The sequence below is a fragment of the Streptomyces sp. NPDC059201 genome (genome assembly GCF_042754585.1).
Lineage (GTDB): Bacteria > Actinomycetota > Actinomycetes > Streptomycetales > Streptomycetaceae > Streptomyces.
On record NZ_JBHZBB010000011.1, the window covers coordinates 149,123 to 173,499 of the forward strand.

Below are 24,377 nucleotides of genomic sequence, written 5' to 3' on the forward strand. Positions count from 1 at the left end.
CGCATGACGGAAGGCGCACCACCCCATGAGCACGGCCCCCACGGCGCCCACGGCCTCCACGGCCCCCACCGGCCCCCGGGACGACACCGGCCGGCAGCACGCCCGCCGCTTCGGTCTTCCGATCGCGACGGCCCTGGTCATGGGCAACATCATCGGCGGCGGCATCTTCCTCCTGCCCGCCTCCGTCGCCCCCTTCGGCACCATCAGCCTCGTCGCCTTCGGCGTCCTCACCCTCGGCGCGCTCGCCCTCGCCCTGGTCTTCGGGCGGCTCGCCCGCCGCCACCCGCTGACCGGCGGCCCGTACGTCTACGCCCGCGAGGCGTTCGGCGACTTCGCCGGCTTCCTCGCCGCCTGGTCGTACTGGATCACCACGTGGGTCTCCAACGCGGCCCTCGCCGTCGCCGCCGTCGGCTACCTCGACGTGCTCCTGCCCGTCCACGGGTCGACCACCGCCACCATCCTCGCGGCCCTGGTCCTCCAGTGGCTGCCCGCGCTCGCCAACCTCGCGGGCACCCGGTACGTCGGTGCCGTCCAGCTCGTCGCCACCGTGCTCAAGTTCGTGCCGCTGCTGCTCGTCGCCGTCGGCGGGTTCTTCTTCTTCGACAGCGCCAACCTCGGCCCCTTCCGGGCCGGCGACGAGAGCGCCCTCGGCGCGGTCTCCGCCTCCGCCGCGATCCTGCTCTTCAGCTACCTCGGCGTCGAGTCCGCAGCCGTCAGCGCCGGCGAGGTCCGCGACCCGCGCCGCAACGTCGGCCGCGCCACCATCCTCGGCACGCTCGCCGCCGCCGGGCTCTACCTGCTCACCATGGTCTCCGTCTTCGGCACCGTCCCGCACGACGAGCTCGTCGCCTCCAGCGCGCCCTTCGCCGACTCCGTGAACCTGATGTTCGGCGGCACCTGGGGCGGCGCCGCGGTCGCCTGCATGGCCCTGGTCTCCATGGTCGGCGCCCTCAACGGCTGGACCCTGCTCAGCGCCCAGACGCCGTACGCCGCCGCCCGCGACGGCCTCTTCCCGCGGGTGTTCACCGTGAAGCGGCGCGGAGTGCCCACCGTCGGCGTCGTGGTGACCGTCGTCCTCGCCTCGCTGCTGACCGTCTACAACTACACGGCCGGCCCGAGCGGCGTCTTCGAGACGCTGGTCCTCGTCACCACCTTCACGGCCACCGTCCCGTACCTGCTCTCCGCCGCCGCCCAGATCTACTTCCTGCTCTCCGGGCAGGCCGACCGGGTCCACCGCTCCCGCCTGATCCGCGACACCGCCCTCGCCCTCGCCGCCTTCGCCTTCTCCCTCTGGCTCGTCGCCGGCTCCGGCTACGCCGCCGTCTACCAGGGCGTCCTCTTCCTCTTCGCCGGCGTCCTCGTCTACGCCTGCATGTCCGCCCGCCGCCGCACCCCCCAAGAAGCACCCGAGGCGGTGAATCCACCCCCAAACCCGTAGCCCAGGAGAGCGGTTCTCCCCCTCCCCCCGCCCCCCACCCCTCCCCACAGGGCAATACGCATCACCGTGAGCCCCCGACCCCAACAGCACCCCGACCCCGCCACCCAGGCGGCCCGTCGGGTGCGCGCCCGGGGGCTCCCCGCCCGGTCAGACCCCCTCCCCGACCCCGCCCACCCGGCGGCCCACCCGGCACCTGCCCGGGGTCTGCTCGCGCCAGTACGCGCCCTACTGCTCGCCCTCACGACCACCACCACCGCCCTCGCCGAGCCCCACACCGAACTCCGCCCTGGGGACCGCCCCACGCGCGTCCGGCGGGACCTCCCCCCGGCGGGCTCCGCCGTCGGCCCCGCCCGCGAACCCCGCCCGACACGCGCCCAGCGGCTCCCCGCCCCGGTACGCGCCCTACTGCTCGCCCTCACGACCACCACCGCCCTAGTCGGCCCCGGCGTCGAAGCCCGGCGGCACCACGCGCCCGCCCACCCGGCGGGCCGCCTGGCACGTGCCAGGCGGCTGTTCGCTCCGGTACGCGCCCTGCTGCTCGCCCTCACCGTCGCCACCTCCCTCCCCGGCCCCGGCCCCGAACCCCGGCCGACTGGTGCGCCCGCGGCCCCGGCGGGTGGCCCGCCGGGCCGGCGGGCCCTCGCCCCGGCGGGCTCCCGCGCCGGTTCCGTCACCGGACCCCGGCCGCGCCACGCGCCCGCCGGCCCGGCGGGCCGTCCGACGCGCGTCCGGCCGGTCCTCTCCCCGGCAGGTTCCCGCGTCGGCCCCGTCACCGAGCCCCGGCCGCACCACGCGCCAGCCCACCCGGCGGCCCGCCCTGCACGCCCCCGGCGGCTCCTCGCCCCGGTCCGTGCCCTGCTGCTCGTCCTCACCGCCCTCGCCGTCGTCACCTCGCTCGTCGTCCTCGGTGCGAGCGGCCCCGTCGGCTCCCTCGCCGGGGCCGGTGGCGAACCCCGGCCGGCTGGGGCGCCCGCTGCCCCGGACCCGGCTGGGGAGACCTCCGAGCCGGGGGCTGCGGAGGCGGGGCTTCCTGGGCGGACTCGGCAGCGGCGGACCCGGGTTCGGCCTGTGTCCGTGCCCCCGCGGCCCCACCGGGCTCGCCGCACCCGGCGAGGGCGCGGGCTCGGCCTCGTACCCGTTCCGCGTTCGTCTTCGCCTCGGCGGGTGGTGATGCGCTGCTGAGGGGGACCGACCCCGACAGCAGCGCCTTCCCCCCACCCCCCACCCGCGAGGAGCACCGTCATGCCCACCGACCCGTACGCCGTTCTTCAGGCTCTGCTGCGCGCCGAGGCCGCGCGTGGCCGGCGCGCCGCCGAGCGGTCATCCGAACCGGCCCGGGAGCCGGTCGTCGAGACCGGGACCGAAACGGCCGGTCCGCGGCCGCGTCGGGAGCCTCCGGTTCGCTGACCATCCGCTGACCATCGGGATCCGGGCGTCCGGCGTGCGATCGGGCGGCCGGATCCCTGCGTCGCCGGGCAATCCCGTTTGCGGCCGCCTGTGGGTTCGTACGAGGCTGAGCGGATGACCTCGACCGACCGGAACGCCCGCCCCGATCGGTCCACCGGACCCCCTACGGAACCGGGCCCGGCGCCACGCACCCCCGCCCTCGCCCGCCGGGCCGCCGACCGGTGCCGCGCGTTCGCGCTCCGGCCCTACTGGGACCGGCCCAGCACCGCGTACCGCGTCCGGAGATGGCCCGACCTCACCGCGCTCTGCCTCGCGACCGTCTTCTTCTGGTCGAGCCTCAGCCCCTCCCTCGTGCCCCGCCCCTGGTACCTCCAGGGCATCGTCGGCGGCATCACCGCCGCCATCGGCTATGCCCTCGGCTCCACCCTCGCCTGGCTCTTCCGGGCCGTCGTCCCCCGCCTCCCGGGCGACCGCGTCCGCACCCGCTGCTGGCAGGCGTACTGGCTGCTCGCCCCCCTCGCCGGCCTCTGGCTCATCTCCGAGTCCGCGCGGATGCAGCGCCGGCTGCGGGTCCTCCAGGACCTGCCGCCCTCGCTCACCTGGCACACCCCGATGATCGCCCTGATAGCCCTCGCGCTCCTCGCCCTCGCCCTCCTCCTCGCCCGGCTCGTCCGCCTCGGCGCCGTCACCCTGATCCGGCTGCTCGGCCGGCTCCTGCCCCGGCCCGTCGCGTACGCCACCGGCGCGCTCCTCACCGCCCTCGCCGTCCTCGTCGGCGTCCGCGACATCGTCTACGACCGGGGCATCGTCGACGTCGCCGACCGCATCGCCGCCGCCACCAACGGCGGCACCAAGGCCGGCATCCAACGCCCCGCCTCCCGCTTCGTCTCCGGCGGCCCCGGCTCCCTCCTCGGCTGGGACTCCCTCGGCTACGAGGGCCGCAACTTCACCGGCTCCACCCCCACCCGAGCCGCGCTCACCGCCTGGAGCGGCCGCCCCTCCCGCGACCCCGTCCGCGTGTACGTCCCCTCGACCCCGCCCGTCCCCTTCGCCGACGACCGCCCCTTCGCCGCCCAGGCCGCCCTCGCCGTCCGCGAACTCGACCGCACCGGCGCCTTCGACCGGGCCGTGCTCGCCGTCGCCGGCACCACCGGCACCGGCTGGGTCGACCCGAACGTCGCCGAGGCCCTGGAGTACATGTACCGGGGCGACACCGCGATCGTCGCCGTCCAGTACTCGTACCTGCCCAGCTGGGTCTCCTTCCTCGTCGACAAGGAGAAGGCCGGACAGGCCACCCGCGCCCTCATCGACGCCGTCCGCGCCCGCCTCGACACCCTGCCCGCCGACCGCCGCCCGAAGCTCGTCGTCACCGGCGAGAGCCTCGGCGCCTACGCCGTCGAAGCCTCCTTCGGCACCGCCGACGCCCTCCTCGCCGGCACCGACGGCGCCCTCATCATGGGCCCGCCCGACTTCTCGCCGATCTCCCGCGAACTCCGCCGCGACCGCGACCCGGGCAGCCCCGTCTGGCGCCCCGAATACGAGGGCGGCAGCCGCATCCGCTTCGGCCAGTTCCCGGCCGCCGACCTCGCCCGCCCGGCCGCCGCCTGGGAACACCCGCGCGTGGTCTACCTCCAGAACGCCTCCGACCCCGTCGTCTGGTGGTCGCCCGACCTCCTCCTCGACCGGCCGGCCTGGCTCTCCCGACCGCTCGGACCGGACATCACGCCGGAGATCCGCTGGTTCCCCTTCGTCACCTTCTGGCAGACCTCGGTGGACATGGCCGTCTCGTACGGCGTCGACGCCCCGCACGGGCACCGGTACGGCGCCGGAGCCGTCGACGGCTGGGCCGCCGTCGTCCCGCCCCGGGGCTGGACCGACGCCGACACGACGCGGCTGCGCGCGTACATCGGCCACCGCAAGGCCGCGTACTGAGGCGCGTACTGACGGAGGGGTGGGCGGATCCAGGATCCAGGATCCAGGATCCAGGATCCAGGATCCAGGATCCAGGCCCCCAGCCCCCGGACCCCGGCATGACCTCGCAGGTAATCGACCGGCACGGGGTCGCGGCGGCAAGCTCTGAAGCACCGGATCCCGGGCGGCGCACTCCGCCCGGGCGCCGGGTCCCCGCCGTACGAACGACCCCCTCAGGAGGGTGATCCGCCATGTCCCAGGCCCTGCTCGCCGGTCTCGCCCGCACCACCCAGCCGCAGTCCATGGTCCGCCGGTTCCTCGCCCTCGACGCCGTCGTCACCGGGGCCAACGGACTCGCCTACGCCCTCGCCTCCGGCCCGCTCGGCGAGCTCCTCGGCGTGGACCCCGCCCTGCTCCTCGGACTCGGCCTCTTCCTCACCGCCTTCGGCGCCGGGGTGGGCTGGCTGGCGAGCCGCCCGCAGCCCCCGGCGCTGGCCGTGAAGCTCGTCGTGGACGCCAACCTGCTGTGGGCCGTCCTCAGCCTCGTCGCCCTCGCCGCCTGGCTGGACCCCACCACCGCCGGCCTCGTCTGGACCCCGATGCAGGCCGGCACGGTCGCCGCCTTCGCCCTCCTCCAGTGGGCCGCCCTGCGAGCCGCCGCGACGAACTGAGAGCTCGCTACGGGCCGGGAGTCCGCTACGGGCTACCGCTATGGGGCGAGGGCCCGCAGGTACTCCACCGTCGCCGGGTCGGCCGGGAGCAGCGTCTCGATGGCCAGCTCGGCGACGGTCACGTCCATCGGCGTGTTGAAGGTCGAGATCGACGACACGAAGGACAGCACCCGCCCGTCGTGCTCGATCCGCAGCGGCAGCGCGAAGTAGGGATACGGCTCCGGGTCCTCCGCGTCCTCCGCGTCCCCGGCGGCCCCGCTGCCCGACGGCTCCGGCAGCGGGTACGCCGCCACCTCCTCGTACACCGCGCGCAGCGCGTCCGAGCGGGCGAAGGCGATCTGACGCTCCATCTGGGCCAGCAGATGCCCCCGCCACTCCCGCAGATTGCGGATCCGAGGCGCCAGGCCCTCCGGGTGCAGGGTGATCCGCATGACGTTCATCGGCGGCGTCAGCAGGTGCTCCGGCAGCCCCTCCAGCATCATCGCGATCGCCTGGTTGGCCGCGACCACCGTGTACGAGCCGTCGACCACGAGCGCCGGATACGGCTCGTACCCCTGGAGCAGCCGCGCGATACCCTCCCGCAGCGTCTCCAGCTCCGGCGCGTCGAGCGTCGACTCCTTGTAGCGGGGCGCGTAACCACCCGCCAGGAGCAGCGCGTTGCGGTCCCGTACCGGCACGTCCAGGTGCTCGGCGAGCCGGAGGATCATCTCCTCGCTCGGCCGCGACCGGCCCGTCTCGACGAAGGAGATGTGCCGCGCCGACGAGTCCGCGCGCAGCGCCAGCTCCAGCTGGCTCAGCCGCCGCCGCTCGCGCCAGCCGCGCAGCAGCGGCCCGACACCCGTGTCGCTCACGACTGTTGTCATGCGCAGACGGTATCCCAGAGGGGTGACCCGGGTAGTTTCCCCCGGGGCGCGACGTCCGCACCACGTACCCCACCCCGCGCACCACCGACCGGAGGGAGCACCCCGTGCCCACACAGCCGCTGTCGCAGAAGGAGATCGAGGACCGACTGCGGGAGCTCCCCGGCTGGTCCGTCGAGGAAGCCCACCTCGTCCGCTCCTACCGGCTCGCCGACCACTTCGCCGCCACCGCCCTCGTCGTCCACGTCGCTCAGATCCAGCAGGAGCTCGACCACCACTCGGATCTGACGCTCGGCTACAACTCGGTCGCCGTCTCCGTGCAGACGCACTCGGCGGGCGGCGCCCTGACGGAGAAGGACTTCGCCCTCGCCGAGCGCGTCGAATCGATCGCCCCCGGCCACGGCGCGCACTGACCCCCCGTCACCCCGGGCCGCCGCCCGCGTACGATTCCCGGCATGGCGGACACCCTGCTCGACTACGAGACCGAGGCGGCCCACTACGACGAGACCCGCGGCGGCGTGCCCCGGGCCGAGGCGGCCGCCGCGGCCGTCCTGCGGCTCGTGCCGCCCGGGGCCCGTACCCTCCTCGACCTCGCCTGCGGCACCGGCCTCGTCACCGAGCGGCTCGCCCGCCCCGGACTGAGGGTCCTCGGCGCCGACGCCGCCCACGCCATGCTCCGTACGGCCGCCGGCCGCCTCCCCGGCCGGGCCGTCCGCGCCGACGCCCGCCGCCTCCCGTTCCCCGACGCGAGCCTCGACGCGGTCTGCGCGGTGTGGCTGCTCCATCTGGTGCCGTTCACCGAGGAGATCGTCGCCGAGGCCGCCCGCGTGCTGCGCCCCGGCGGCGTCCTCGCCGTCACCGTCGACAAGGACGCCGCACACGACGTAGGCAGCGACATCGACACCCTCCTACGCCCCCACCGCACCCCCGACACCGCCCACGACCGCGCGGACCGCGTAGCGGCCGCGGCCGCCGCGCACGGCCTCACCCCGGCAGCCCGCACGACCTTCACCGGCCACGGCCAAGGCGCGACCCCAGCCACCACGGCCCACAAACTCCGAGCCGGCTACTACGCCTCCTGGTTCCGAGCCGACCAAACGACAACCACCACCCTCACCGCCGCCTTGGCGGCCCTCCCCGACCAGCACCGCCCCCGCCGGGCCCCGGAGTACCGCCTCGTGTCTCACATGAAGCCGGGCGGGGCGGTGTCTTAGGGCCGGTGGCCCTGGTGAGCCTTCCCGCCATGGGACGGCCCGCGCCGGGTCTGCCCGCCCGGCAGGTGGGTTCGCCGTACGGCCGCAGCGCCGATCGCGCGCGGCGGAAGAGCCGGGACGGGCGGGCGGGGCCGCCCCGACGGGTGCTAGGAAGCCACCCGGCCCCCGGTGAGTTCCAGGTGACGGCCGCCGAAGCGGGTGCGGAAGGTGTGGTCGTGGGAGACGGCGACGACGGCGCCGGGGAAGGCGGCGACGGCCTCCTCCAGTTCCTCCACGAGTGCGGGTGCGAGGTGGTTCGTCGGCTCGTCCAGGACCAGGAGGTCGGCGGGGCGGGAGACCAGCAGGGCCAGTTCGAGCCGTCGGCGCTGACCGGCGGAGAGGGCGGCGACGGGCACGTCCAGGTCCTCCTCCCGCAGCAGGCCCAGCGCGAGCAGTTCCCCGGCGTGCTCCTCGGCCGGGCCGGGGCGGCCCTCTGCCCAGACCGCGAGGGCCGTCCGCCGGGTGGGGGAGTGCGGCAGCTCCTGCGCGAGATGGCCGACCCGGCCGGTGCGGCGCACCACCCCCGCGTCCGGGGCGAGTTCACCGGCGAGGACCCGCAACAGGGTGGTCTTCCCAGCCCCGTTGGGCCCGGAGATGAGCAGCCGCTCACCGGCCCCGATCCGCAGCCCGTCCACGGCGAGCCGGTCGCCGACGCGGACCCCGTTCAGCTCCACCAGCGGGCCGGTGGACGGCTCGGTCCCAGCACCGCTGAACTGCCCGCCGAAGCGCAGCGGTTCGGGCGGCGCGGCCACCGGCTCGCGCAGCAGTTCCTCAAGGCGGCGGCGGGCGGTCCGTACCTGACCGGAGAGCTTGTTCTCACTGGAACGGCGGTGCTTGCCGAACCCCTGGCGCGGATCCTTCCCGGTCACGGCGAGCCGCTGCCCCGCCGCCGCGACGAGCTCCTCGGTACGGGCCAGCTCCTCCCGCCACTCCAGGTGCTCCTGCACCAGGCGGCGGCGCTCGGCGGCCTTCGCGGTCCGGTAGCCGGCCCAGCCGTCCCCGTACCGCAGCACGGTCCGCCGGTCCCGGTCGACCTCAAGCACGGTGGTCGCGAAGCCCTCCAGGAAGGCCCGGTCGTGGGTGACGACGAGCACGGTGCCCCGGTGCGCGGCGAGCCGCCCGCGCAGCCAGTCGACGGCGTCGCGGTCGAGGTGGTTCGTCGGCTCGTCGAGCAGCAGCAGTTCAGCACCGGAGGAGAGCACACAGGCCAGCGCGAGCCGCGCCTGCTCGCCACCGGACAGCGTGCCGAGCGGCCGGTCGCCGGTGACGTGCCCGAGCCCGAGGGCGTGCAGGGAGGCGGCGACCTCCGCGTCGGCCTGGTACCCGCCGCGCTCCTCGAACCGGTCGAGAAGCGCCCCGTACGCGGCGAGCTCCTCCGCCCCCGCCGACCCGAGCCCGGCCTCGGCGACCCGCAACTCTCTCTCCATCAGCCGAAGTTCGGCGAGGGCAAGGTCGATCGCGTCCTGAACGGTGTCGTCCACCCCGACCGCATACGTCTCCGGCAACGTCTGCGCGAGCCGGGCGACGGACCCCGGAAACCGCACGAGAACCTCGCCCTCGTCGGGCGCCAGTGCGCCGTCGAGCAGCCGGAGCAGAGTGGACTTGCCGGAGCCGTTCTCCCCGACGACGACGGCCTTCTCGCCGGGACGGACGGTGAACGAGACCTGTTCAAGGACACACCGGTCCCCGAAAACGACGCCGACCTGACGAAGGGAAAGCTGAGCGCGCTCGCGCATGAGTAAATTCCTCTGAGGGGTTCGTGGAAAAAGGGCACACGAAACCGGCCCACGGCCGCACAGCGACCGGGCCGGCACCCGAACTCAGACGAAGTAGTGGAACGTACCCATACCCCCAGGCTAACAGCCCACCCAACCGAAGCCCCGGGCCTTTCGTCCCCTGGGGCCGGGGCACACGCGGGCGGGGCCTGCGACTCACTCGTGCGTCTACGCTGCCTGCATGGACGCACTCGCCGGACTTCTTGACGGGCCCCGGGCCAGGGGGGCCTTTCTGTTGCGGATGGTGATGGAGGCTCCGTGGTCCGTGGGGATCGAGGACGGTGCGCCGCTCTGCTTGATGTGCGTCACCGACGGCGAGGCGTGGATCGTGCCTGCCACCGGTGAGCCCGTGTTGCTGCGGCCCGGCGGTGTCGCCGTGATGCGTGGACCGGAGCCGTACACCGTCGCCGACGTGCCCGACCGCCCGCCGCTCGCCCGCGTCGGCCGTGGCGGGCACTGCACGACCCTCGCCGGCGAGCCCCTCGCCGAGAGGATGAGTCTGGGGGTACGGACCTGGGGCAACGCACCCGACGGCGGCACGACCGTGCTGGTCGGCACGTACCAGATGGACGGCGAGGTCGGGCGGCGGCTCCTCGATGCCCTGCCGCCCCTCGTGCACCTCCCCGCCGAGTTATGGGGCTGCTCGCTGATGCCCTTCCTCGACGAGGAGATCACGCGCGACGAGCCGGGCCAGAACGCCGTTCTCGACCGCGTCCTCGACCTGCTCCTCATCGCCGCCGTCCGCGCCTGGTTCGCCCGGCCGGGGGCCGAGGCGCCCGCCTGGTACCGGGCGATGGGGGACCCCGTCGTCGGCCGCGCCCTGCGCCTCCTTCACGACGACCCGGGGCACCCGTGGACCGTCGCCTCCCTCGCCGCCAAGGCGGGCGCGTCCCGGGCGTCGCTGGCCCGCCGCTTCGCCGAACTGGTCGGGGAGCCCCCGATGACGTACCTGACGGACTGGCGGCTCGCGGTCGCCGCCGATCTGCTGCGGGACGGCGACGCCACCCTGGAGTCCGTCGCCCGCCGCGTCGGCTACAGCAGCGCCTTCGCGCTGAGCGCCGCCTTCAAACGCGTCCGGGGCGTCAGCCCGCAGGAGTACCGGACCGGCGGCTGACCCCTCCCGCCGGACGCCGACACGTTTGCCGTACCGGCAACTTTTCTCGCGTTTCCGGCGACATCCGGCGCACGCTGGTGCCATGACCCAGCACCGCGCGTCCCACGCGCCGCACGAGCACGGACCGGGCCACGACCAGCAGAGCCCGAATGACGGCCACAGCCACACCCACAGCCACTCCCACGGCGACGGCGGCGAGCTCGACTGGGGGCGGCTCGCCCCGCTCCTGGAGAGTCAGGCCGAGGTCGCCGGCACCGCCTACCGCGAGGCCGCCGCCTGGCTCGGCACCCTCGTGCCGGCCGCCGGCGTGCGCCGCCTGCTCGACGTCGGCAGCGGCCCCGGCGTCATCACCGCCCTGCTCGCGGAGGCGTTCCCGTACGCCGAGGCCGTCGCCGTCGACGGCACCCCGGAGCTCCTGGAGCGGACCCGCGCCCGCGCCGAGGCGCAGGGGCTCGGCGCCCGCGTCAGCACCCTGCGCGCCGAACTCCCCGAGGAGAGCGGCAGCTTGGGCGAGGCGGACCTGCTGTGGGCCGGCAACTCGCTGCACCACATCGGCGACCAGCGCGCCGCTGTCGCGGACTTCGCGAAGCTGCTGCGCCCCGGCGGCCTGATCGCCCTCGTCGAGGGCGGCCTGACCCCCCGTCACCTGCCCCGGGACATCGGCATCGGACGCCCCGGCCTGGAGGCCCGCTTCGACGCCGAGCACGCCGACTGGTTCGCCCGGATGCGGTCCGAGCTGCCCGGCTCCACGCGCGAACCCGACGACTGGCGCGCCCTGTTCGTCTCCGCGGGCCTCACCCCGGCCGGCACCCGCACCTTCCTCGTGGACGTGCCCGCGCCCGTCCCACAGGTCGTACGCGAGCTCGCCGTCAGCCACTTCGGGCGGCTCCGCGAGGGCTTCGGCGAGCATCTGGACGCCGAGGACCGCGCGACGCTCGACCGGCTCCTGGACCCGGCCGACGAGCAGTCCCTGCACCACCGCACGGACCTCTTCCACCTGACGGCCCACACGGTCCACACCGCCCGCAAGGGCTGAACCGCGCGGGCCGCCGGGCCGCGCCTCAGGAGGACACCGGCTCCAGCCGCCACCACTGGAACGGGGAGTCGGTGTCCTCCCCCTGGCGGATGTCGGCGCCCTCGGCCGCCGAACCGTCCGCCACCTCCAGGAGCAGCCCGCTGACGAAGCTCACCAGCGTGACCGTCCCGGGCTCCTCCACGTCCCGCTCGATGATCCACTCCTGGGCGCCGAAGTTGTTCGCCCGCCACTGCTGGACGAGCGCGCCCGGCTCCGTGGAGGCGTTCACGACGTCGAGCCGCTTTCCGCTGGCCGCGTTGACCAGGTGGTAGAGCCCGCCGCCGTTCGGCACCGCGGACACGTGCCAGTGCTGCCCCGGCGCGTCCGTCGCGGCGCCCTGCTGCACCTTGGCGCCGCCGCGCCGCGAACCGGCGTACACCTCCAGGAGCAGCCCGCTGCCCACGTTCCGCACCCGGTACAGCCCGTCCGGGACGGGGGCCGTGCCCCCGTCCGCCGTCCCCCGCACCGCGAGCCTCAGGCGCCGACGTTGAATTCCGCGGGGTTGGGGCCGAGGCGCCCGCCCTCGTCGAGCGCGGCGATCGCGGCCATGTCCTCCGCGTCCAGCTCGAAGTCGAAGACCTCGATGTTCTCGCGGATACGGGACGGGGTCACCGACTTCGGGATGACCACGTTGCCCAGCTGGAGGTGCCAGCGGAGCACCACCTGGGCGGGGGTGCGCTCGTGCTTGCGGGCGATGGCGATCAGCGCGGGGACGTCGAGCAGCCCGCGGCCCTGGCCGAGCGGCGACCACGCCTCCGTCGCGATGCCGAGGCGGGCGTGGACGGCGCGGGACTCGGCCTGCGCGAGCTGCGGGTGCAGCTCGATCTGGTTCACCGCCGGGACGACGCCGGTCTCGGCCGTCAGCCGCTCCAGGTGCTCGGGCAGGAAGTTGGAGACGCCGATCGCCTTGGCGCGGCCCTCGGCGAGGATCTTCTCGAAGGCGCGGTACGTGTCGACGTACGCGTCCTTCGCCGGCACCGGCCAGTGGATCAGGTACAGGTCGACGTAGTCGAGGCCGAGGCGCTCCAGGGAGGCGTCGAAGGCGCGGAGGGTCGAGTCGTGGCCCTGCTCGCTGTTCCACAGCTTGGTCGTGACGAAGAGCTCCTCGCGGGCGATCCCGGAAGCGGCCACGGCCTGGCCGGTGCCCCGCTCGTTCTCGTAGATCGCCGCCGTGTCGATGGACCGGTAGCCGGCCTCCAGAGCGGTGGCCACCGCCTTCCGCGCCTCCTCGTCCGGCACCTGCCAGACACCGAAGCCGAGCTGCGGCATCGCCACGCCGTTGTTCAGGATGACCGAGGGGACCTTGCTGTCCGTGCTCACGGGGGATGGATCCTTACGTCGTCGAGGTCGTACAGGGCAGGCACACCAACACCCACCCCCCACCCCAACGATCACCCGCCCCACATCATTCCGCCCCCCGACCAACCCCCGGGTCCCCCGGACGGGGCCACGACCTGCCGATCCGCCCAGCGACCACGCCCCGCCGCCCCAGCCCCCTCACCCGTACAGTGCCTCGACCTCCGCCGCGTACGCGCGCTCGATCGCCTTGCGCTTCAGTTTCAGGGAGGGGGTGAGGAGGCCGTGGTCTTCGGTGAAGGGGTGGGCGAGGATGCGGAAGGTGCGGATCGATTCGGCTTGGGAGACGAGGGTGTTCGCGGCGACGACGCCGCGGCGGATCTCCGTTTCGAGGTCGGGGTCGCGGACCAGCTCGGCGGGGGAGAGCGGGGGGCGGCCCTGGATGGCGAGCCAGTGGTCGACCGCTTCCTGGTCGAGGGTGACGAGGGCCGCGATGTACGGGCGGTCGTTGCCGACGACGAGGCACTGGGCGATCAGGGGGTGCGCCCGCACCCGCTCCTCCAGGCCGGTCGGGGCGACGCTCTTGCCGCCGGACGTCACCAGGATCTCCTTCTTCCGCCCGGTGATCGTCAGATAGCCCTCGGCGTCGAGCGCGCCCAGGTCGCCGGTGGCGAGCCAGCCGTCGTTGAGGACGGCCGCCGTGGCCGCCGGGTCGCCCAGGTAGCCGGAGAAGACCTGGCCGCCGTGGATCCACACCTCGCCGTCCTCCGCGATGTGCACCGTCGTGCCCGGTACCGGCCGACCGACCGTGCCGTACCGGACCCGCCCGGGCGGGTTCGCGGTCGCGGCGGCCGTCGACTCCGTCAGGCCGTACCCCTCGAAGACGGTCACGCCGGCGCCCCCGAAGAACAGCCCGGTCCTGCGGTCCATCGCCGAGCCGCCCGACATCGCGTACTTGATCCGCCCACCGAGCGCCTCCCGCACGCGCGCGTACACCGTCTTGTCGAAGAACTGGTGCTGCACGCGCAGCGCCGCCGAAGGGCCGGGGCCCTGCCCGAACGCCTTGTGCTCCAGCGCCTCCGCGTACTTCACGGCCACGTCCACCGCCTTGTCGAAGACGCCGGCCCGGCCGTCCGCCTCGGCCTTGCGCCGCGCCGCGTGGAAGATCTTCTCGAAGACGTACGGCACGGCGAGGACGAAGGTCGGCCGGAACGACACCAGGTCCGGCAGGAGCGCCGACGCGGTCATCGACGGCTGGTGCCCCAGCTTCACCCCGCCCCGCACCGCCGCGACCTCCACCATCCGCCCGAAGACGTGCGCGAGCGGCAGGAAGAGCAGGGTGGACGCCTGGTCGCCGGGCCGGGAGCGGAAGAGCGGCTCCCAGCCGGTGAGCAGCGCGTCGGTCTCGAACATGAAGTGGGCGTGGGTGATCACGCAGCCCTTGGGGCGGCCGGTGGTGCCCGAGGTGTAGATGACGGTCGCCACCGACTCGGGAGTCACCGCGCGGCGGTGCCGCCGCACCACCTCCTCGTCGATGCCCTCCCCGGCGGCCGTCAGCTCGGCGACCGCGCCCGGACCCGCCTCCTCGCCGGGGTCGAGCTGCCACAGCCGCTGGAGCCGCGGCAGCCGGTCCACGACCGACCCGATGGTCATGGCGTGGTCCTCGTGCTCCACCACGCAGGCGGTGACCTCGGCGTCGTGCAGCATCCAGTGGACCTGGTCGGCGGAGGAGGTCGGGTAGACCGGTACGGGCTGCGCGCCGAGCGTCCACAGCGCGAAGTCGAAGAGCGTCCACTCGTAGCGGGTACGCGACATGATCGCGACCCGGTCGCCGAACCGGACCCCGTGCGCCACCAGCCCCTTCGCCAGCGCCAGCACCTCGTCCCTGAACCGGGCGCAGGTCACGTCCTCCCAGGACCCGTCGGGCGTCCGGCGCCCGAAGGCGACCGCGTCGGGGGTGTCGGCGGCGCGGGCGAAGACGGCGTCCGCAAGGCCGCCGCTCAGCGGGGCCGCCTCGATGGGCGGCACGGTGAACTCGCGCACGGACCTGCTCCTCCCTCGACGGCTCGGTGGCTGAAAGGGGCCGCTGTGACGGCCGCGGCGCCGTGACGGTACCCCACCCGGAGGCGCGGTGACAGGACCTTCACCAAGCCGCGACATTCCCCCGTTCGTACAGGTCAGGGCAGGTGAGGAGCGAAGTGAGGGCCCGGGCGGGGCCGTTGCGTACCGTCCGGTAGGTCCGTACCCCCCGAAGTCTCCACCGAATCCGTACCCCCCGACCACCCCACCCCCTCCGGCCGGTAACCACCGCCGGGCAACCCGCTACCACCGCCAGGCCGTCGTGCCGCCGCGCCCCCGGCACCGATCCAGCCGGCCCGGCCCAGCCCGGCCCGGCTCCGCCCCACCCCCCTCAGTCCTGCCGCCGCAACCCGTCCCCGCCCTCCAGGATCGCCTCCGCCAGCGCGTCGGCCGCCTCCTGCGTGGCCCCGCCGCGCCGGCCCTTGCGCAGCACGAAGTCGACTTCGCCGAGGTCCGGGAGGCCCGCGCGGGCGGGTACGGGGGTGAGGCCCGGGGGGATCAGGCCGCGGGTGTGGGCCATGACGCCCAGGCCCGCGCGGGCGGCTGCCACGTTGGCGCTCAGGCTGGAGCTCGTGCACGCGATGCGCCACGCGCGGCCCTCCGCCTCCAGGGCCGCCAGGGCCCGCGCGCGGGTGATGCCCGGCGGCGGGTAGACGATCAGCGGCACCGGGCGCTCCGGATCGAGCCGCAGGCCCGGCGCCCCGACCCACACCAGCGCGTCGCTCCACACCGGCACCCCGCCGTCGCCGTCCGCCCCGGGGCCCCGCTTGGCCAGGATCAGATCGAGCCGGCCCGCAGCGAGCCGCGCCTGGAGCGTCCCCGACAGCTCGACGGTCAGCTCCAGGTCCACCTCCGGGTGCGCGCGCCGGAACGCCTCCAGGATCTCCGGCAGCCGGGTCGCCACGAAGTCCTCCGAGGCCCCGAACCGCAGCCGGCCGCGCAGCCGCGTCCCGGCGAAGAAGGCCGCCGCCCGCTCGTGCGCCTGGAGGATCGTGCGCGCGAAGCCGAGCATCGCCTCCCCGTCCCCGGTCAACTCCACGCTGTGGGTGTCCCGGGTGAACAGCGGCCGCCCGGTCGCCTCCTCCAGACGCCGCACGTGCTGGCTGACGGTCGACTGCCGCAGCCCCAGCCGGCGCGCGGCCCGCGTGAAGGACAGCGTCTGGGCGACGGCGAGGAAGGTGCGCAGCTGCGCGGGCTCGTACATCAGCCGACGTTATCGTGGATCGTGATGACAGTCAGTGGGATGTACGGGATTCCCGATGACCGCCCCGTGGACCAGTATGGGAACCACCCCTCCCTCCCACCCACCCGTGCACAAGTGGAGCCATGAACCGACGCCCCCTCCTGCCCTCCTGGCTCCCGGTCGACGGCTACGTCCTCGCCCTCCTCGGCACGGTCGGCCTCGCCGCTCTCCTGCCCGCGTCCGGCGCGGCCGCCGACGTCGCCGAGTCCGCCGCCACGGGCGTCGTCGCGCTCCTCTTCTTCCTCTACGGCGCGCGGCTCTCCACCCGCGAGGCGCTCGACGGCCTGCGCCACTGGCGGCTCCACTTCACCGTCCTCGCCTGCACCTTCCTCCTCTTCCCGCTGCTCGGGCTCGCCGCGCGCGGCCTCGTGCCCGCCGTGCTCACGCCGCAGCTCTACAGCGGCTTCCTCTTCCTCTGTCTGGTCCCGTCGACCATCCAGTCGTCCATCGCCTTCACCTCGATCGCCCGCGGCAACGTCCCGGCCGCGATCTGTGCCGGCTCGTTCTCCTCGCTCGCCGGGATCGTGCTGACCCCGCTGCTCGCCGCCGCCCTGCTCGGCGGCAGCACCGGTGGCCTCTCCGCCGACTCCGTCCTCAGGATCGTCCTCCAGCTCCTGGTGCCCTTCCTCCTGGGACAGGCCCTGCGCCGCTGGATCGGCGGCTTCCTGGTCCGCCACAAGAAGGTGCTCGGGTACGTCGACCGGGGCTCGATCCTCCTCGTCGTCTACACCGCCTTCAGCCAGGGCATGGTCGCCGGCATCTGGCACCTGGTGACCCCCGGCCGGCTCGCCCTGCTGCTCGCCGCCGAGGCCGTCCTGCTCGCGCTGATGCTGGCCCTGACCTGGTACGGCGCGGCACGGCTCGGCTTCGGCCGGGCCGACCGCGTCGCCATCCAGTTCGCCGGCTCCAAGAAGAGCCTCGCCGCCGGCCTGCCCATGGCGAGCGTCCTCTTCGGCGCCCACGCCTCCCTCGCCGTACTGCCCCTGATGCTCTTCCACCAGATGCAGCTCATGGTCTGCGCGGTCCTCGCCAAACGCCGCGCCCGCGACCCGGAGACGCCCGAGGCGCCCGAGCCGGACGCCGCCGTGACCATCGGTACGGACACGACCACCCCCGACCGGATCGCGCCACCGCCCCCACCCCGGTGATCATCCGGGCCGCTACCGTGCTCCCATGCCCTCACTCGATCCCGGCCGCACCGCGCTCCTCCTCGTCGACCTGATGGAGCGGATCGTCGCGCTGCCGCTCGCCCCCCGGCCCGGCACCGACGTCCTCGCCGCCGCCGGCCGGCTCGCCACCGCCTTCCGCACCGCCGGCGCGCCCGTCGTCCACCTCCGCGTCGAACGGCCCGGCGTCCCCGTCCAGCCGCCCGGCAGCGAACTCGTGCCCGACCTCCTGCGCGCGGGCGAACCGGTCGTCGTCAAGCGCACCATCGGCGGCTTCCAGGACACCGGACTGCACGAGCTGCTCACCACCCTCGGCGTGAGCACCCTCGTCCTCGCCGGGATCGCCACCAACCTCGGCGTCGAGTCCACCGCCCGCGCCGCCGCCGACCTCGGCTACGACCTCGTCTTCGCCGAGGACGCCATGACCGCGCTCACCGCCGACGAGCACCGGGCCTCCGTCGACCTCGACTTCCCCCGCCTCGGCACCGTCGCCACCGTCCCCGGGATCGTCCTGGACGGCCGCGGATGAACCGCGTCCCGATACGGTACGGGGCCCGCCCCTGCTCCCTCGTCGTCTGCCGGGGGTGCTGCTGCGGAGACCCCCGCAAGAACCCTGGCACCGACCACGCCGCCCAGCTCGACCGGCTCCGCGCCGCCGCCGCGGCCTCCGGCGGGAAGCTCGCCGTCCGCACCAGCGACTGCCTCGGCCCCTGCGCCCAGGCCAACATCGTGGTCGTCCAGCCCTCCACCGAGGGCCGCAGGCGCGGCGGCCGGGCCGCCTGGATCGGCTTCAGCCTCGACGACGACTGCCTCGACGACATCCTCGCCTGGACCGAGGCCGGCGGCCCCGGACTCGCCCCGCCCCCGGCGACCCTCGCCCTCCAGCTGATCGACCCACCGAAGAACTGAGCCCCGGGGGCACCACGTAAAGACCCCTCCTACAGCACGATCCGGTGCTCGCCCGCGTACACGTTCATGTCCGGTCCGCGCAGGAAGCCGACCAGCGTCAGGCCCGTCTCCGCCGCCAGGTCGACCGCCAGCGAGGACGGCGCGGACACCGCGGCGAGCACCGGGATCCCCGCCATCACCGCCTTCTGCGCCAGCTCGAACGACGCCCGCCCCGACACCAGCAGCACCGCCCGGTCCAGCGGCAGCAGGTCCTCCCGCAGCGCCCGCCCGACCAGCTTGTCCACCGCGTTGTGCCGGCCGACGTCCTCCCGTACGTCGAGCAGTTCGCCGTCCTCCGAGAAGAGCGCCGCCGCGTGCAGTCCGCCCGTCGTGTCGAAGACCTTCTGCGCCGCCCGCAGCCGGTCCGGCAGCTCCGAGAGCAGCGCCGGGGAGATCCGTACCGGGGGAGTGTCGGCGATCGGGAAGCGGGCCGTGGTCCGCACCGCGTCCAGGCTCGCCTTGCCGCACAGCCCGCACGACGAGGTCGTGTAGACGTTCCGCTCCAGCGTGATGTCGGGGACGACGACCTCCGGCGCGAGCTTCACGTCCACCACGTTGTACGTGTTGGTCCCGTCCTCCTTCGCCCCCGCGCAGTACACGATCGACCGCACGTCGGCCGCAGAGGCGAGCACGCCCTCGCTCACCAGGAAGCCCGCCGCCAGCGCGAAGTCGTCGCCCGGCGTCCGCATGGTGATCGCGATCGGCCGCCCGTTCAGCCGGATCTCCAGCGGCTCCTCCGCCACCAGCGTGTCCGGCCGCGCGCTCACCGCGCCGCCCCGGATCCGCGTGACCCGCCGTCGCTCGGTGACCCGTCCCATCCCCGCCGCCTTCGATTCTTTCGTCGATCCTGTCCCTGACCGTGCCATTCTGCGCCACCCCCGGAACGCCCGCCCGACCCGGTGTGCCGCCTGACCCCTTGTCGCGGTCGGCCAAGCCACCCGGGGGAATCTTGGTGGTTTACGTCACCGGTTACCCATGAGTCGCTGGCAAGACTGGGTGGTTCCTGCCACTGAACGACCATCGAGGGGGTCCCGGGATGACGGGAACTCGCATCTCCGCGCTCGGGCACTACCAGCCCGCCAAGGTACTGACCAACCACGAGCTGGCCGAGCTGGTGGACACGAGCGACGAGTGGATCCTCAGCCGGGTCGGCATCCGCACGCGGCACATGGCCGGCCCCGAGGAGCCGGTCGACGAGCTCGCCGCGCACGCCGCGGGCAAGGCGCTGGCCGCCGCCGGGCTCACCCCCGGGGACATCGACTACGTCATCGTCGCCACCTCCACCGCGATCGACCGCTCGCCCAACACCGCCGCCCGGGTCGCCGCCCGCCTCGGCATGGGCTCGCCCGCGACCCTCGACCTGAACGTGGTCTGCGCCGGCTTCACCCACGCGCTCGCCACCGCCGACCACGCGATCCGCGCGGGCGCCGCCCGCCGCGCCCTCGTCATCGGCGCGGACAAGATGACCGAGATCACCGACTGGACCGACCGCACCACCTGCGTCCTCACCGGCGACGGCGCCGGCGCCGTGATCGTCGAGGCGACCGAGACCGACACCGGCGCCATCGGCCCCGTCCTGTGGGGCTCGGTCCCCGAGATGGGCCACGCCGTCCGCATCGAGGGCACCCCGCCCCGCTTCGCCCAGGAGGGCCAGAGCGTCTACCGCTGGGCCACCCAGAAGCTCCCCGCCCTCGCCCGCGAGGCGTGCGCGCGCTCCGGCATCGCCCCCGAGGACCTCGCCGGCGTCGTCCTCCACCAGGCCAACCTGCGGATCATCGAGCCGCTCGCCGCGAAGATCGGCGCCGTCAACGCGGTCGTCGCCCGGGACGTCGTCGACTCCGGCAACACCTCCGCCGCCTCCGTGCCGCTCGCCCTCGCCAAGCTCGTCGAGCGCGGCGAGCTGCCCGCCGGCGCCCCCGTCCTCCTCTTCGGCTTCGGCGGCAACCTCTCCTACGCCGGTCAGGTCGTCCGGATCCCCTGAACGGCGCCCGACCGGCCGGGGCCCTTGCCCCGTTCGGCGGAGCGCGAGGGGGAGCCCGGTGGCGGCGCCCCCCGGGCGCACCTAGCTTCGATCGCGGTGGGGGTACCGGTGCCGACGGCCCCGGACCCGGACGCGGAGCCGCTCCGCGCCCGTGCCCCCGCCGTGAACCGGAGGACCGCATGCGCGCGATACGTACCGCTTCCGCCGCCCTGCTCACCACCGCGGCCGTGGCACTGTGCGCCCCCACGGCCCTCGCCGACGACGGCGGCGGCCGGAACGTCACCTCGTTCGGCTTCTCCGTCACGCCCCGCACCGTCGCCCCCGGCGGCACCGTCACCCTGACCTCCGACGGCTGCGAAGTGCCGTCCGTGACCGTCACCTCCGGGATCTTCGACACCGTGACCCTCACCGAGGGCCGCCCCGGCAGCGCGACCGTCGACATCGACGCCAAGGCCGGCGCCGCGTACGAGATCGCCTTCGACTGCAAGGGCGAGCGCGGCACCACCACCCTGACCGTCGACCACGGCACCGCCCCGCCGCCGCCCCCGGTCGCCCCGCACGACCCGGTCACCCCGCACAAGGGCGTCAAGGCGGGCTTCGGCAGCTCCACCGGCTCCGACGCGCTCGGCGCCGCCGAGCTGGCCACCGGAGCCGCCCTCATCGCCGGCGCCGTCGCCGCCGCCGTCGTCCTCGCCCGCCGCCGCGGCCGGGCCGGCGGCCGCCCCTGAGACGGCCCCTCCGTCCCGGTGTGACGAGGTCCGGGACGGAGGGGCGACCAGCACGCACCCGAGACGAGGAGGGCCGAGCCGGTGGACAGCGCACACGGCCGGCGGGGCGCGTGGGGGATCGTCGCGATCCTCCTCCTGGTCGGGGTCCACCTCGTCCGCGGCGGTACGGAGCAGCTCACCGCGACCGGCCCGCCCCAGCCCCTCGCGGCGGACGCCCCGGCCCCGGCGGCGCCCCCGCCCCCGGCCCGCGCGGGCCTCCCCGCCTCCGCCCCGCTCGCCGTCACCATCCCGGCGATCGGCGTGGACGCGCCGCTCACCCGGGTCGGCCTGGACGCGGACGGCTGGCTGGAGGCCCCGCCGCCCGAGCACCCCGGCCGGGCCGGCTGGTACGCGGGCGCGGTCACCCCCGGCGAACCGGGCACCGCCGTCGTCGTCGGCCACGTCGACACCCCGTCCGGCCCGGCCGTCTTCCACGCCCTCGGCGCGCTGACCCGAGGCCGCACGGTCGAGGTCCGCCGCGCGGACGGCCGCACGGCCGTCTTCACCGTCCACGCCGTCGAACTCGTCCCGAAGGACGACTTCCCCGCCGAGCGCGTGTACGCCGCAGGCCGCACCCCCGAACTCCGCGTGATCACCTGCGGCGGCACCTACACCCGCGCCACCGGCTACACCGGCAACGTCGTCGTCTCCGCCCGCCTCACCGCCGTCCGCTGACCTGACGTATTCCGGACACGCGCTGGCCTGGACCAACCCCCCGGGGCCATCGTGGTACCCGGAGCGGGCGTCGGGGGGCGCCAGGCTCCCGGCCGCCACGGCGGCATCCCCGGGGATGGGCGGTCCCCGTGCGCCCGGTCACGACCCGGGGTCCACCGGCGCACGGGACCGCCCCCTCCCACACCCCACGACTGACCACGGAAAACGCCGGTGAAAGCGCCCGCGAACCCCTGGTAGAGTTATCCATGTCGCCGCGGGGAACACCCGCGGTCACGACACACACCTTGTCCGGGTGGCGGAATGGCAGACGCGCTAGCTTGAGGTGCTAGTGCCCTTTATCGGGCGTGGGGGTTCAAGTCCCCCCTCGGACACCACGGAGCAGGCCGGTCGATCTCGTATCGACCGGCCTTTCTCGTCATCTGCACCTTCGGGGGAGGGAGCGGCGGATGCCGCGGGTGTCTGGATTCGACCGGCGGGCCACGGCCCTCGTCGAACTGCGCGGGCTGCGCGGCGAGCACGAACTGTTCGAGGAGGCCCTCGCGGCCCGGGGGTGGCCGGTGCTCGACCGGCAGGGCCGGGATCCGCTCCCGCTCGTCGAGCGGCGCGTCCGCTACCTGATCGAGGCCCGCTTCCCCGGCAGCCGGCTCAACGCGGTCTCCGGCGCCCGGCAGCGGATCGAGCTGATCGCCGACGCGTGCGGACTCGACCTCCAGGTCCAGGCGGTCGAGTGCGTGGAGCGCGACCCCAGGGACCTGCCGCACTGGTTCGCCTACGAGCCCCCGCGGCTGCCCGCCGAGGCGGGCGCGGCGGCCCGGGTGCGGGGACGGCTCGCCCGCTGGGCCGCCGAGAACCTCGGCACCCGGGACACGGGCCGGCTGATCACGGCGAGGACACCGCAGGCCGCCCGGTGGCTGGCCGCCCGGCCGCTGCCCGGTGCGCGGGCGCGGCCGGAGGCGGAGGTCCGGCGCCCCTCCGGCGCCGCACCGACGCCCGCGCGTCAGATCGGCGGCCGCCGGGAGTCCTCCCGGGCGATGGGCCGCCTCATCGTCGTCGCCCTGCTCGGTCTGCTGCTCGGTCTGCTGCTCGGCGCCCGCCAGGCCGACGTCCTCCTGGTGCAGGACCGGTGGTCGTGGACGAGCACGGTGCTCCTCGCCGTCGTCGTCGGCTCCGCCGCGGCCCTCCTCTCCCGGCACCCGGGGGACGGCTCGCGGGCGGTCCCGGGGGCCGTCGCCGCCGGCCTCGTCCTGTGCAGTGCCGGGCTGGGCGCCTACCTGGCGTGGACGGTCCCCGACCCGGGGATCACCGCCCCCGTTCTCGTCGCCCTGGCGGCGGGGACGGCCGTCGCGAACGGCGTGCGCCTCCTGATCCGCCAGTGGAGCTGGCAGCGGGTCGCCCCCTGGCTGCTGCCGGCCCTGATCCCGCTCGCCTTCGGGCTGCTGCCCGGGGTGGGCACCGCCCTGCACGTCATGTACTTGGACGCCTTCGGGGTCGACCTGGAGGACGTGGAGATACCCCGGGCCTACCAGCTGATGGCGATGCTCAAGCTGGCCGCCTGCCTGAGCCTGTGGTTCCTCGCCCCGAGCTTCCTCGGCTACATGAAGCACTTCCACCTGCACGTCAAGGACCGGGTGTTCGGCAACCTGGTGGTCCTCGCCCTGAGCGTCCTGCTGGTCGTCACCGGCTTCCTGGAGATCGGACTGCTCGGCGCCGGCCGGGCGGGCGAGCGGGCCGCCACCGCCGCCGCGGCGGGCCGCACCCCGGTCGGCTACTACGGCATCGACCCCGAGTGGGTCTGCCCCGCCCCCGTCGGCAGGCTCGCCGAGATCCCGGTCGACGGAGGGGTCCTGGACCCCGCCCGGCCCTATCTGAAGCTCGGCGACTCCGGGGGAGTGGTGGTGCTCTGGGACGCGGAGGAGCGCGCCGGCCTGAAGGTCCCGCTGGAGAAGCTCCGCCTCGTCCCGGTGGACTCCGCCCGGACCGGGTGCGGGGCCGACGGCCCGAAGCGCTAGACCTTCCGCGCCACCACCAGGCGGCAGTTCGGGCTGCCGTCCGGGCGGGTGCCGAAGTCGGGGAGGGGGTGGTGGGTGACCTCGAAGCCCGTCTCCTCCAGGCGGGTGCGGACGTCCTGGAGGCGGAAGGTGCGGTAGTACATGACGAACGGGGGGCGCCAGAGGGTGTTGCGGACGCGCATGGCCGCGTCGAAGGCCCAGAGGGTCCAGTAGGTGGGGGAGCCGACCGGGGGTGGGGCCGGGAGGGGGAAGGCGAGGAGGCCGCCGGGGCGGAGGGCGGTGTGGACCTGGGCGAAGAGGGTGCGCTGGTCGGCGGGGAGGAAGTGGCCGAAGGCGCCGAAGCTGACCGCCAGGTCGAAGGACGGGGCGAAGGGGAGGGCGAGGGCGTCGGCGCGGACCAGGGTCGCGGCGGGGTGGCGGCGGCGGGCCTCGGCCAGCATGTTCGCACTGAAGTCGACGCCCGTGACCCGGCCCTCGCAGACCGAGCGGAGGACGGGGAGGCCCGCGCCGGTGCCGCAGCAGACGTCCAGGCCCGTCTCGAAGGGGCCGAGGTCGGCCAGCGCGCGGGCCACCGACGTGAGGATCCGTTCCGGGGTGCGGAAGGGCGTCGCGTCGAACTTCGGGGCGAGCAGGTCGTAGCCGTGCTCGACCGAGGACAGCGCCTGGGCGGTCAGTTCGCGGAGGGTCGGGCCCTGCGGGGTGAACATGG

Annotated in this window: 23 protein-coding genes and 1 tRNA gene; 16 read left to right on the forward strand and 8 right to left on the reverse strand. The window is 74.8% G+C overall.

Annotated elements, in window-relative coordinates:
• The first annotated feature begins 25 nt into the window (after window positions 1–25).
• From ACFXMG_RS30345 to ACFXMG_RS30360, 4 genes are all read left to right on the forward strand, one after another.
• Window positions 26–1,438 (forward strand): amino acid permease, encoded by a 1,413-nt coding sequence (locus ACFXMG_RS30345; protein WP_383828271.1) that lies wholly within the window; start codon window positions 26–28, stop codon window positions 1,436–1,438.
• A 66-nt stretch (window positions 1,439–1,504) separates the two neighbouring features.
• Entirely contained in the window at window positions 1,505–2,620 is a 1,116-nt protein-coding gene (locus ACFXMG_RS30350; protein ID WP_384338842.1) for a hypothetical protein, read from the forward strand.
• A gap of 339 nt (window positions 2,621–2,959) precedes the next feature.
• Entirely contained in the window at window positions 2,960–4,777 is a 1,818-nt protein-coding gene (locus tag ACFXMG_RS30355; protein WP_383820173.1) for an alpha/beta hydrolase, read from the forward strand.
• A gap of 230 nt (window positions 4,778–5,007) precedes the next feature.
• Window positions 5,008–5,427: a hypothetical protein gene (locus ACFXMG_RS30360; protein WP_383820171.1), complete on the forward strand. Its 420-nt coding sequence runs from the start codon at window positions 5,008–5,010 to the stop codon at window positions 5,425–5,427.
• A gap of 38 nt (window positions 5,428–5,465) precedes the next feature.
• Here ACFXMG_RS30360 and ACFXMG_RS30365 read toward each other — a convergent pair whose 3' ends face one another.
• The gene (locus ACFXMG_RS30365; RefSeq protein WP_383820168.1) at window positions 5,466–6,290 is read right to left on the reverse strand and encodes a helix-turn-helix domain-containing protein; all 825 of its coding nucleotides are present in this window, start codon (window positions 6,288–6,290) and stop codon (window positions 5,466–5,468) included.
• Between the two features lie 104 nt (window positions 6,291–6,394).
• Between ACFXMG_RS30365 and ACFXMG_RS30370 the strand changes: the two genes are divergently transcribed.
• Both ACFXMG_RS30370 and ACFXMG_RS30375 read left to right on the forward strand, forming a co-directional pair.
• Window positions 6,395–6,700: a 4a-hydroxytetrahydrobiopterin dehydratase gene (locus ACFXMG_RS30370; RefSeq protein ID WP_383820165.1), complete on the forward strand. Its 306-nt coding sequence runs from the start codon at window positions 6,395–6,397 to the stop codon at window positions 6,698–6,700.
• Window positions 6,701–6,754: 54 nt separating this feature from the next.
• On the forward strand, window positions 6,755–7,501 hold the full coding sequence (locus ACFXMG_RS30375; protein ID WP_383820186.1) for a class I SAM-dependent methyltransferase: 747 nt from the start codon (window positions 6,755–6,757) through the stop codon (window positions 7,499–7,501).
• Between the two features lie 146 nt (window positions 7,502–7,647).
• Here the strand turns inward: ACFXMG_RS30375 and ACFXMG_RS30380 are convergent, their stop codons facing one another.
• A complete protein-coding gene (locus ACFXMG_RS30380; RefSeq protein WP_383820162.1) occupies window positions 7,648–9,276 on the reverse strand; it encodes an ABC-F family ATP-binding cassette domain-containing protein in 1,629 nt (542 codons plus the stop codon).
• A 220-nt stretch (window positions 9,277–9,496) separates the two neighbouring features.
• Here ACFXMG_RS30380 and ACFXMG_RS30385 point away from each other — a divergent pair, with 220 nt between their 5' ends.
• Together ACFXMG_RS30385 and ACFXMG_RS30390 are read left to right on the forward strand one after the other, a co-directional pair.
• Window positions 9,497–10,429, forward strand: coding sequence for an AraC family transcriptional regulator (locus ACFXMG_RS30385; protein WP_383820159.1), 933 nt, complete (start codon window positions 9,497–9,499; stop codon window positions 10,427–10,429).
• Between the two features lie 82 nt (window positions 10,430–10,511).
• Window positions 10,512–11,465, forward strand: coding sequence for a class I SAM-dependent methyltransferase (locus ACFXMG_RS30390; RefSeq protein WP_383820157.1), 954 nt, complete (start codon window positions 10,512–10,514; stop codon window positions 11,463–11,465).
• Between the two features lie 25 nt (window positions 11,466–11,490).
• Here the strand turns inward: ACFXMG_RS30390 and ACFXMG_RS30395 are convergent, their stop codons facing one another.
• The 4 genes from ACFXMG_RS30395 to ACFXMG_RS30410 all read right to left on the reverse strand — a co-directional run bounded on the left by ACFXMG_RS30395 (window position 11,491) and on the right by ACFXMG_RS30410 (window position 16,083).
• Window positions 11,491–11,970 carry an RICIN domain-containing protein gene (locus ACFXMG_RS30395; protein ID WP_383820154.1) on the reverse strand — a complete coding sequence of 160 codons (480 nt, stop codon included), beginning with the start codon at window positions 11,968–11,970 and terminating at the stop codon, window positions 11,491–11,493.
• Between the two features lie 8 nt (window positions 11,971–11,978).
• Window positions 11,979–12,773 carry an aldo/keto reductase gene (locus ACFXMG_RS30400; RefSeq protein ID WP_383820184.1) on the reverse strand — a complete coding sequence of 265 codons (795 nt, stop codon included), beginning with the start codon at window positions 12,771–12,773 and terminating at the stop codon, window positions 11,979–11,981.
• 228 nt (window positions 12,774–13,001) lie between these two features.
• The gene (locus ACFXMG_RS30405) at window positions 13,002–14,819 is read right to left on the reverse strand and encodes an AMP-dependent synthetase/ligase (protein WP_383820182.1); all 1,818 of its coding nucleotides are present in this window, start codon (window positions 14,817–14,819) and stop codon (window positions 13,002–13,004) included.
• Between the two features lie 391 nt (window positions 14,820–15,210).
• The gene (locus tag ACFXMG_RS30410) at window positions 15,211–16,083 is read right to left on the reverse strand and encodes a LysR family transcriptional regulator (RefSeq protein WP_383820152.1); all 873 of its coding nucleotides are present in this window, start codon (window positions 16,081–16,083) and stop codon (window positions 15,211–15,213) included.
• A 122-nt stretch (window positions 16,084–16,205) separates the two neighbouring features.
• Between ACFXMG_RS30410 and ACFXMG_RS30415 the strand changes: the two genes are divergently transcribed.
• Genes ACFXMG_RS30415 through ACFXMG_RS30425 form a run of 3 tightly spaced genes read left to right on the forward strand, consistent with a single transcriptional unit; the run spans window position 16,206 to window position 18,197 of the window.
• On the forward strand, window positions 16,206–17,270 hold the full coding sequence (locus ACFXMG_RS30415) for a bile acid:sodium symporter family protein (RefSeq protein WP_383820149.1): 1,065 nt from the start codon (window positions 16,206–16,208) through the stop codon (window positions 17,268–17,270).
• A 25-nt stretch (window positions 17,271–17,295) separates the two neighbouring features.
• Window positions 17,296–17,817: an isochorismatase family protein gene (locus tag ACFXMG_RS30420; RefSeq protein WP_383820146.1), complete on the forward strand. Its 522-nt coding sequence runs from the start codon at window positions 17,296–17,298 to the stop codon at window positions 17,815–17,817.
• Window positions 17,814–18,197: a (2Fe-2S) ferredoxin domain-containing protein gene (locus tag ACFXMG_RS30425; protein WP_383820144.1), complete on the forward strand. Its 384-nt coding sequence runs from the start codon at window positions 17,814–17,816 to the stop codon at window positions 18,195–18,197. Before ACFXMG_RS30420 ends, ACFXMG_RS30425 begins: the two co-directional genes overlap by 4 nt.
• Window positions 18,198–18,226: 29 nt before the next feature.
• Here the strand turns inward: ACFXMG_RS30425 and fdhD are convergent, their stop codons facing one another.
• A complete protein-coding gene (gene fdhD, locus ACFXMG_RS30430; protein ID WP_383820141.1) occupies window positions 18,227–19,054 on the reverse strand; it encodes a formate dehydrogenase accessory sulfurtransferase FdhD in 828 nt (275 codons plus the stop codon).
• Between the two features lie 218 nt (window positions 19,055–19,272).
• Between fdhD and ACFXMG_RS30435 the strand changes: the two genes are divergently transcribed.
• From ACFXMG_RS30435 to ACFXMG_RS30455, 5 genes are all read left to right on the forward strand, one after another.
• A complete protein-coding gene (locus ACFXMG_RS30435) occupies window positions 19,273–20,217 on the forward strand; it encodes a beta-ketoacyl-ACP synthase III (protein ID WP_383820139.1) in 945 nt (314 codons plus the stop codon).
• A 179-nt stretch (window positions 20,218–20,396) separates the two neighbouring features.
• The gene (locus ACFXMG_RS30440) at window positions 20,397–20,945 is read left to right on the forward strand and encodes a hypothetical protein (protein WP_383820136.1); all 549 of its coding nucleotides are present in this window, start codon (window positions 20,397–20,399) and stop codon (window positions 20,943–20,945) included.
• Window positions 20,946–21,026: 81 nt separating this feature from the next.
• Window positions 21,027–21,659 (forward strand): class F sortase, encoded by a 633-nt coding sequence (locus ACFXMG_RS30445; RefSeq protein WP_383820134.1) that lies wholly within the window; start codon window positions 21,027–21,029, stop codon window positions 21,657–21,659.
• A 286-nt stretch (window positions 21,660–21,945) separates the two neighbouring features.
• Window positions 21,946–22,033: transfer RNA gene (locus ACFXMG_RS30450), tRNA-Leu, on the forward strand.
• A 72-nt stretch (window positions 22,034–22,105) separates the two neighbouring features.
• Window positions 22,106–23,668: a hypothetical protein gene (locus tag ACFXMG_RS30455; protein ID WP_383820131.1), complete on the forward strand. Its 1,563-nt coding sequence runs from the start codon at window positions 22,106–22,108 to the stop codon at window positions 23,666–23,668.
• On the opposite strand, the gene ACFXMG_RS30460 is transcribed toward ACFXMG_RS30455, so the two are convergent.
• Window positions 23,665–24,375 (reverse strand): class I SAM-dependent methyltransferase, encoded by a 711-nt coding sequence (locus ACFXMG_RS30460; RefSeq protein ID WP_383820128.1) that lies wholly within the window; start codon window positions 24,373–24,375, stop codon window positions 23,665–23,667. The two genes, ACFXMG_RS30455 and ACFXMG_RS30460, sit on opposite strands and share 4 nt — an antisense overlap.
• Window positions 24,376–24,377 lie beyond the last annotated feature (2 nt).

Excerpts from the sequence above, each read along its gene's own strand:
- ACFXMG_RS30345 (WP_383828271.1), top strand. The coding sequence starts at position 26 with ATGAGCACGGCCCCCACGGCGCCCACGGCCTCCACGGCCCCCACCGGC.
- ACFXMG_RS30355 (WP_383820173.1), top strand. The coding sequence starts at position 2,960 with ATGACCTCGACCGACCGGAACGCCCGCCCCGATCGGTCCACCGGACCC.
- ACFXMG_RS30360 (WP_383820171.1), top strand. The coding sequence starts at position 5,008 with ATGTCCCAGGCCCTGCTCGCCGGTCTCGCCCGCACCACCCAGCCGCAG.
- ACFXMG_RS30365 (WP_383820168.1), bottom strand. The coding sequence starts at position 6,290 with ATGACAACAGTCGTGAGCGACACGGGTGTCGGGCCGCTGCTGCGCGGC.
- ACFXMG_RS30380 (WP_383820162.1), bottom strand. The coding sequence starts at position 9,276 with ATGCGCGAGCGCGCTCAGCTTTCCCTTCGTCAGGTCGGCGTCGTTTTC.
- ACFXMG_RS30385 (WP_383820159.1), top strand. The coding sequence starts at position 9,497 with ATGGACGCACTCGCCGGACTTCTTGACGGGCCCCGGGCCAGGGGGGCC.
- ACFXMG_RS30390 (WP_383820157.1), top strand. The coding sequence starts at position 10,512 with ATGACCCAGCACCGCGCGTCCCACGCGCCGCACGAGCACGGACCGGGC.
- ACFXMG_RS30400 (WP_383820184.1), bottom strand. The coding sequence starts at position 12,773 with ATGCCGCAGCTCGGCTTCGGTGTCTGGCAGGTGCCGGACGAGGAGGCG.
- ACFXMG_RS30410 (WP_383820152.1), bottom strand. The coding sequence starts at position 16,083 with ATGTACGAGCCCGCGCAGCTGCGCACCTTCCTCGCCGTCGCCCAGACG.
- ACFXMG_RS30415 (WP_383820149.1), top strand. The coding sequence starts at position 16,206 with ATGAACCGACGCCCCCTCCTGCCCTCCTGGCTCCCGGTCGACGGCTAC.
- ACFXMG_RS30420 (WP_383820146.1), top strand. The coding sequence starts at position 17,296 with ATGCCCTCACTCGATCCCGGCCGCACCGCGCTCCTCCTCGTCGACCTG.
- ACFXMG_RS30425 (WP_383820144.1), top strand. The coding sequence starts at position 17,814 with ATGAACCGCGTCCCGATACGGTACGGGGCCCGCCCCTGCTCCCTCGTC.
- fdhD (WP_383820141.1), bottom strand. The coding sequence starts at position 19,054 with ATGGGACGGGTCACCGAGCGACGGCGGGTCACGCGGATCCGGGGCGGC.
- ACFXMG_RS30435 (WP_383820139.1), top strand. The coding sequence starts at position 19,273 with ATGACGGGAACTCGCATCTCCGCGCTCGGGCACTACCAGCCCGCCAAG.
- ACFXMG_RS30440 (WP_383820136.1), top strand. The coding sequence starts at position 20,397 with ATGCGCGCGATACGTACCGCTTCCGCCGCCCTGCTCACCACCGCGGCC.
- ACFXMG_RS30455 (WP_383820131.1), top strand. The coding sequence starts at position 22,106 with ATGCCGCGGGTGTCTGGATTCGACCGGCGGGCCACGGCCCTCGTCGAA.
- ACFXMG_RS30460 (WP_383820128.1), bottom strand. The coding sequence starts at position 24,375 with ATGTTCACCCCGCAGGGCCCGACCCTCCGCGAACTGACCGCCCAGGCG.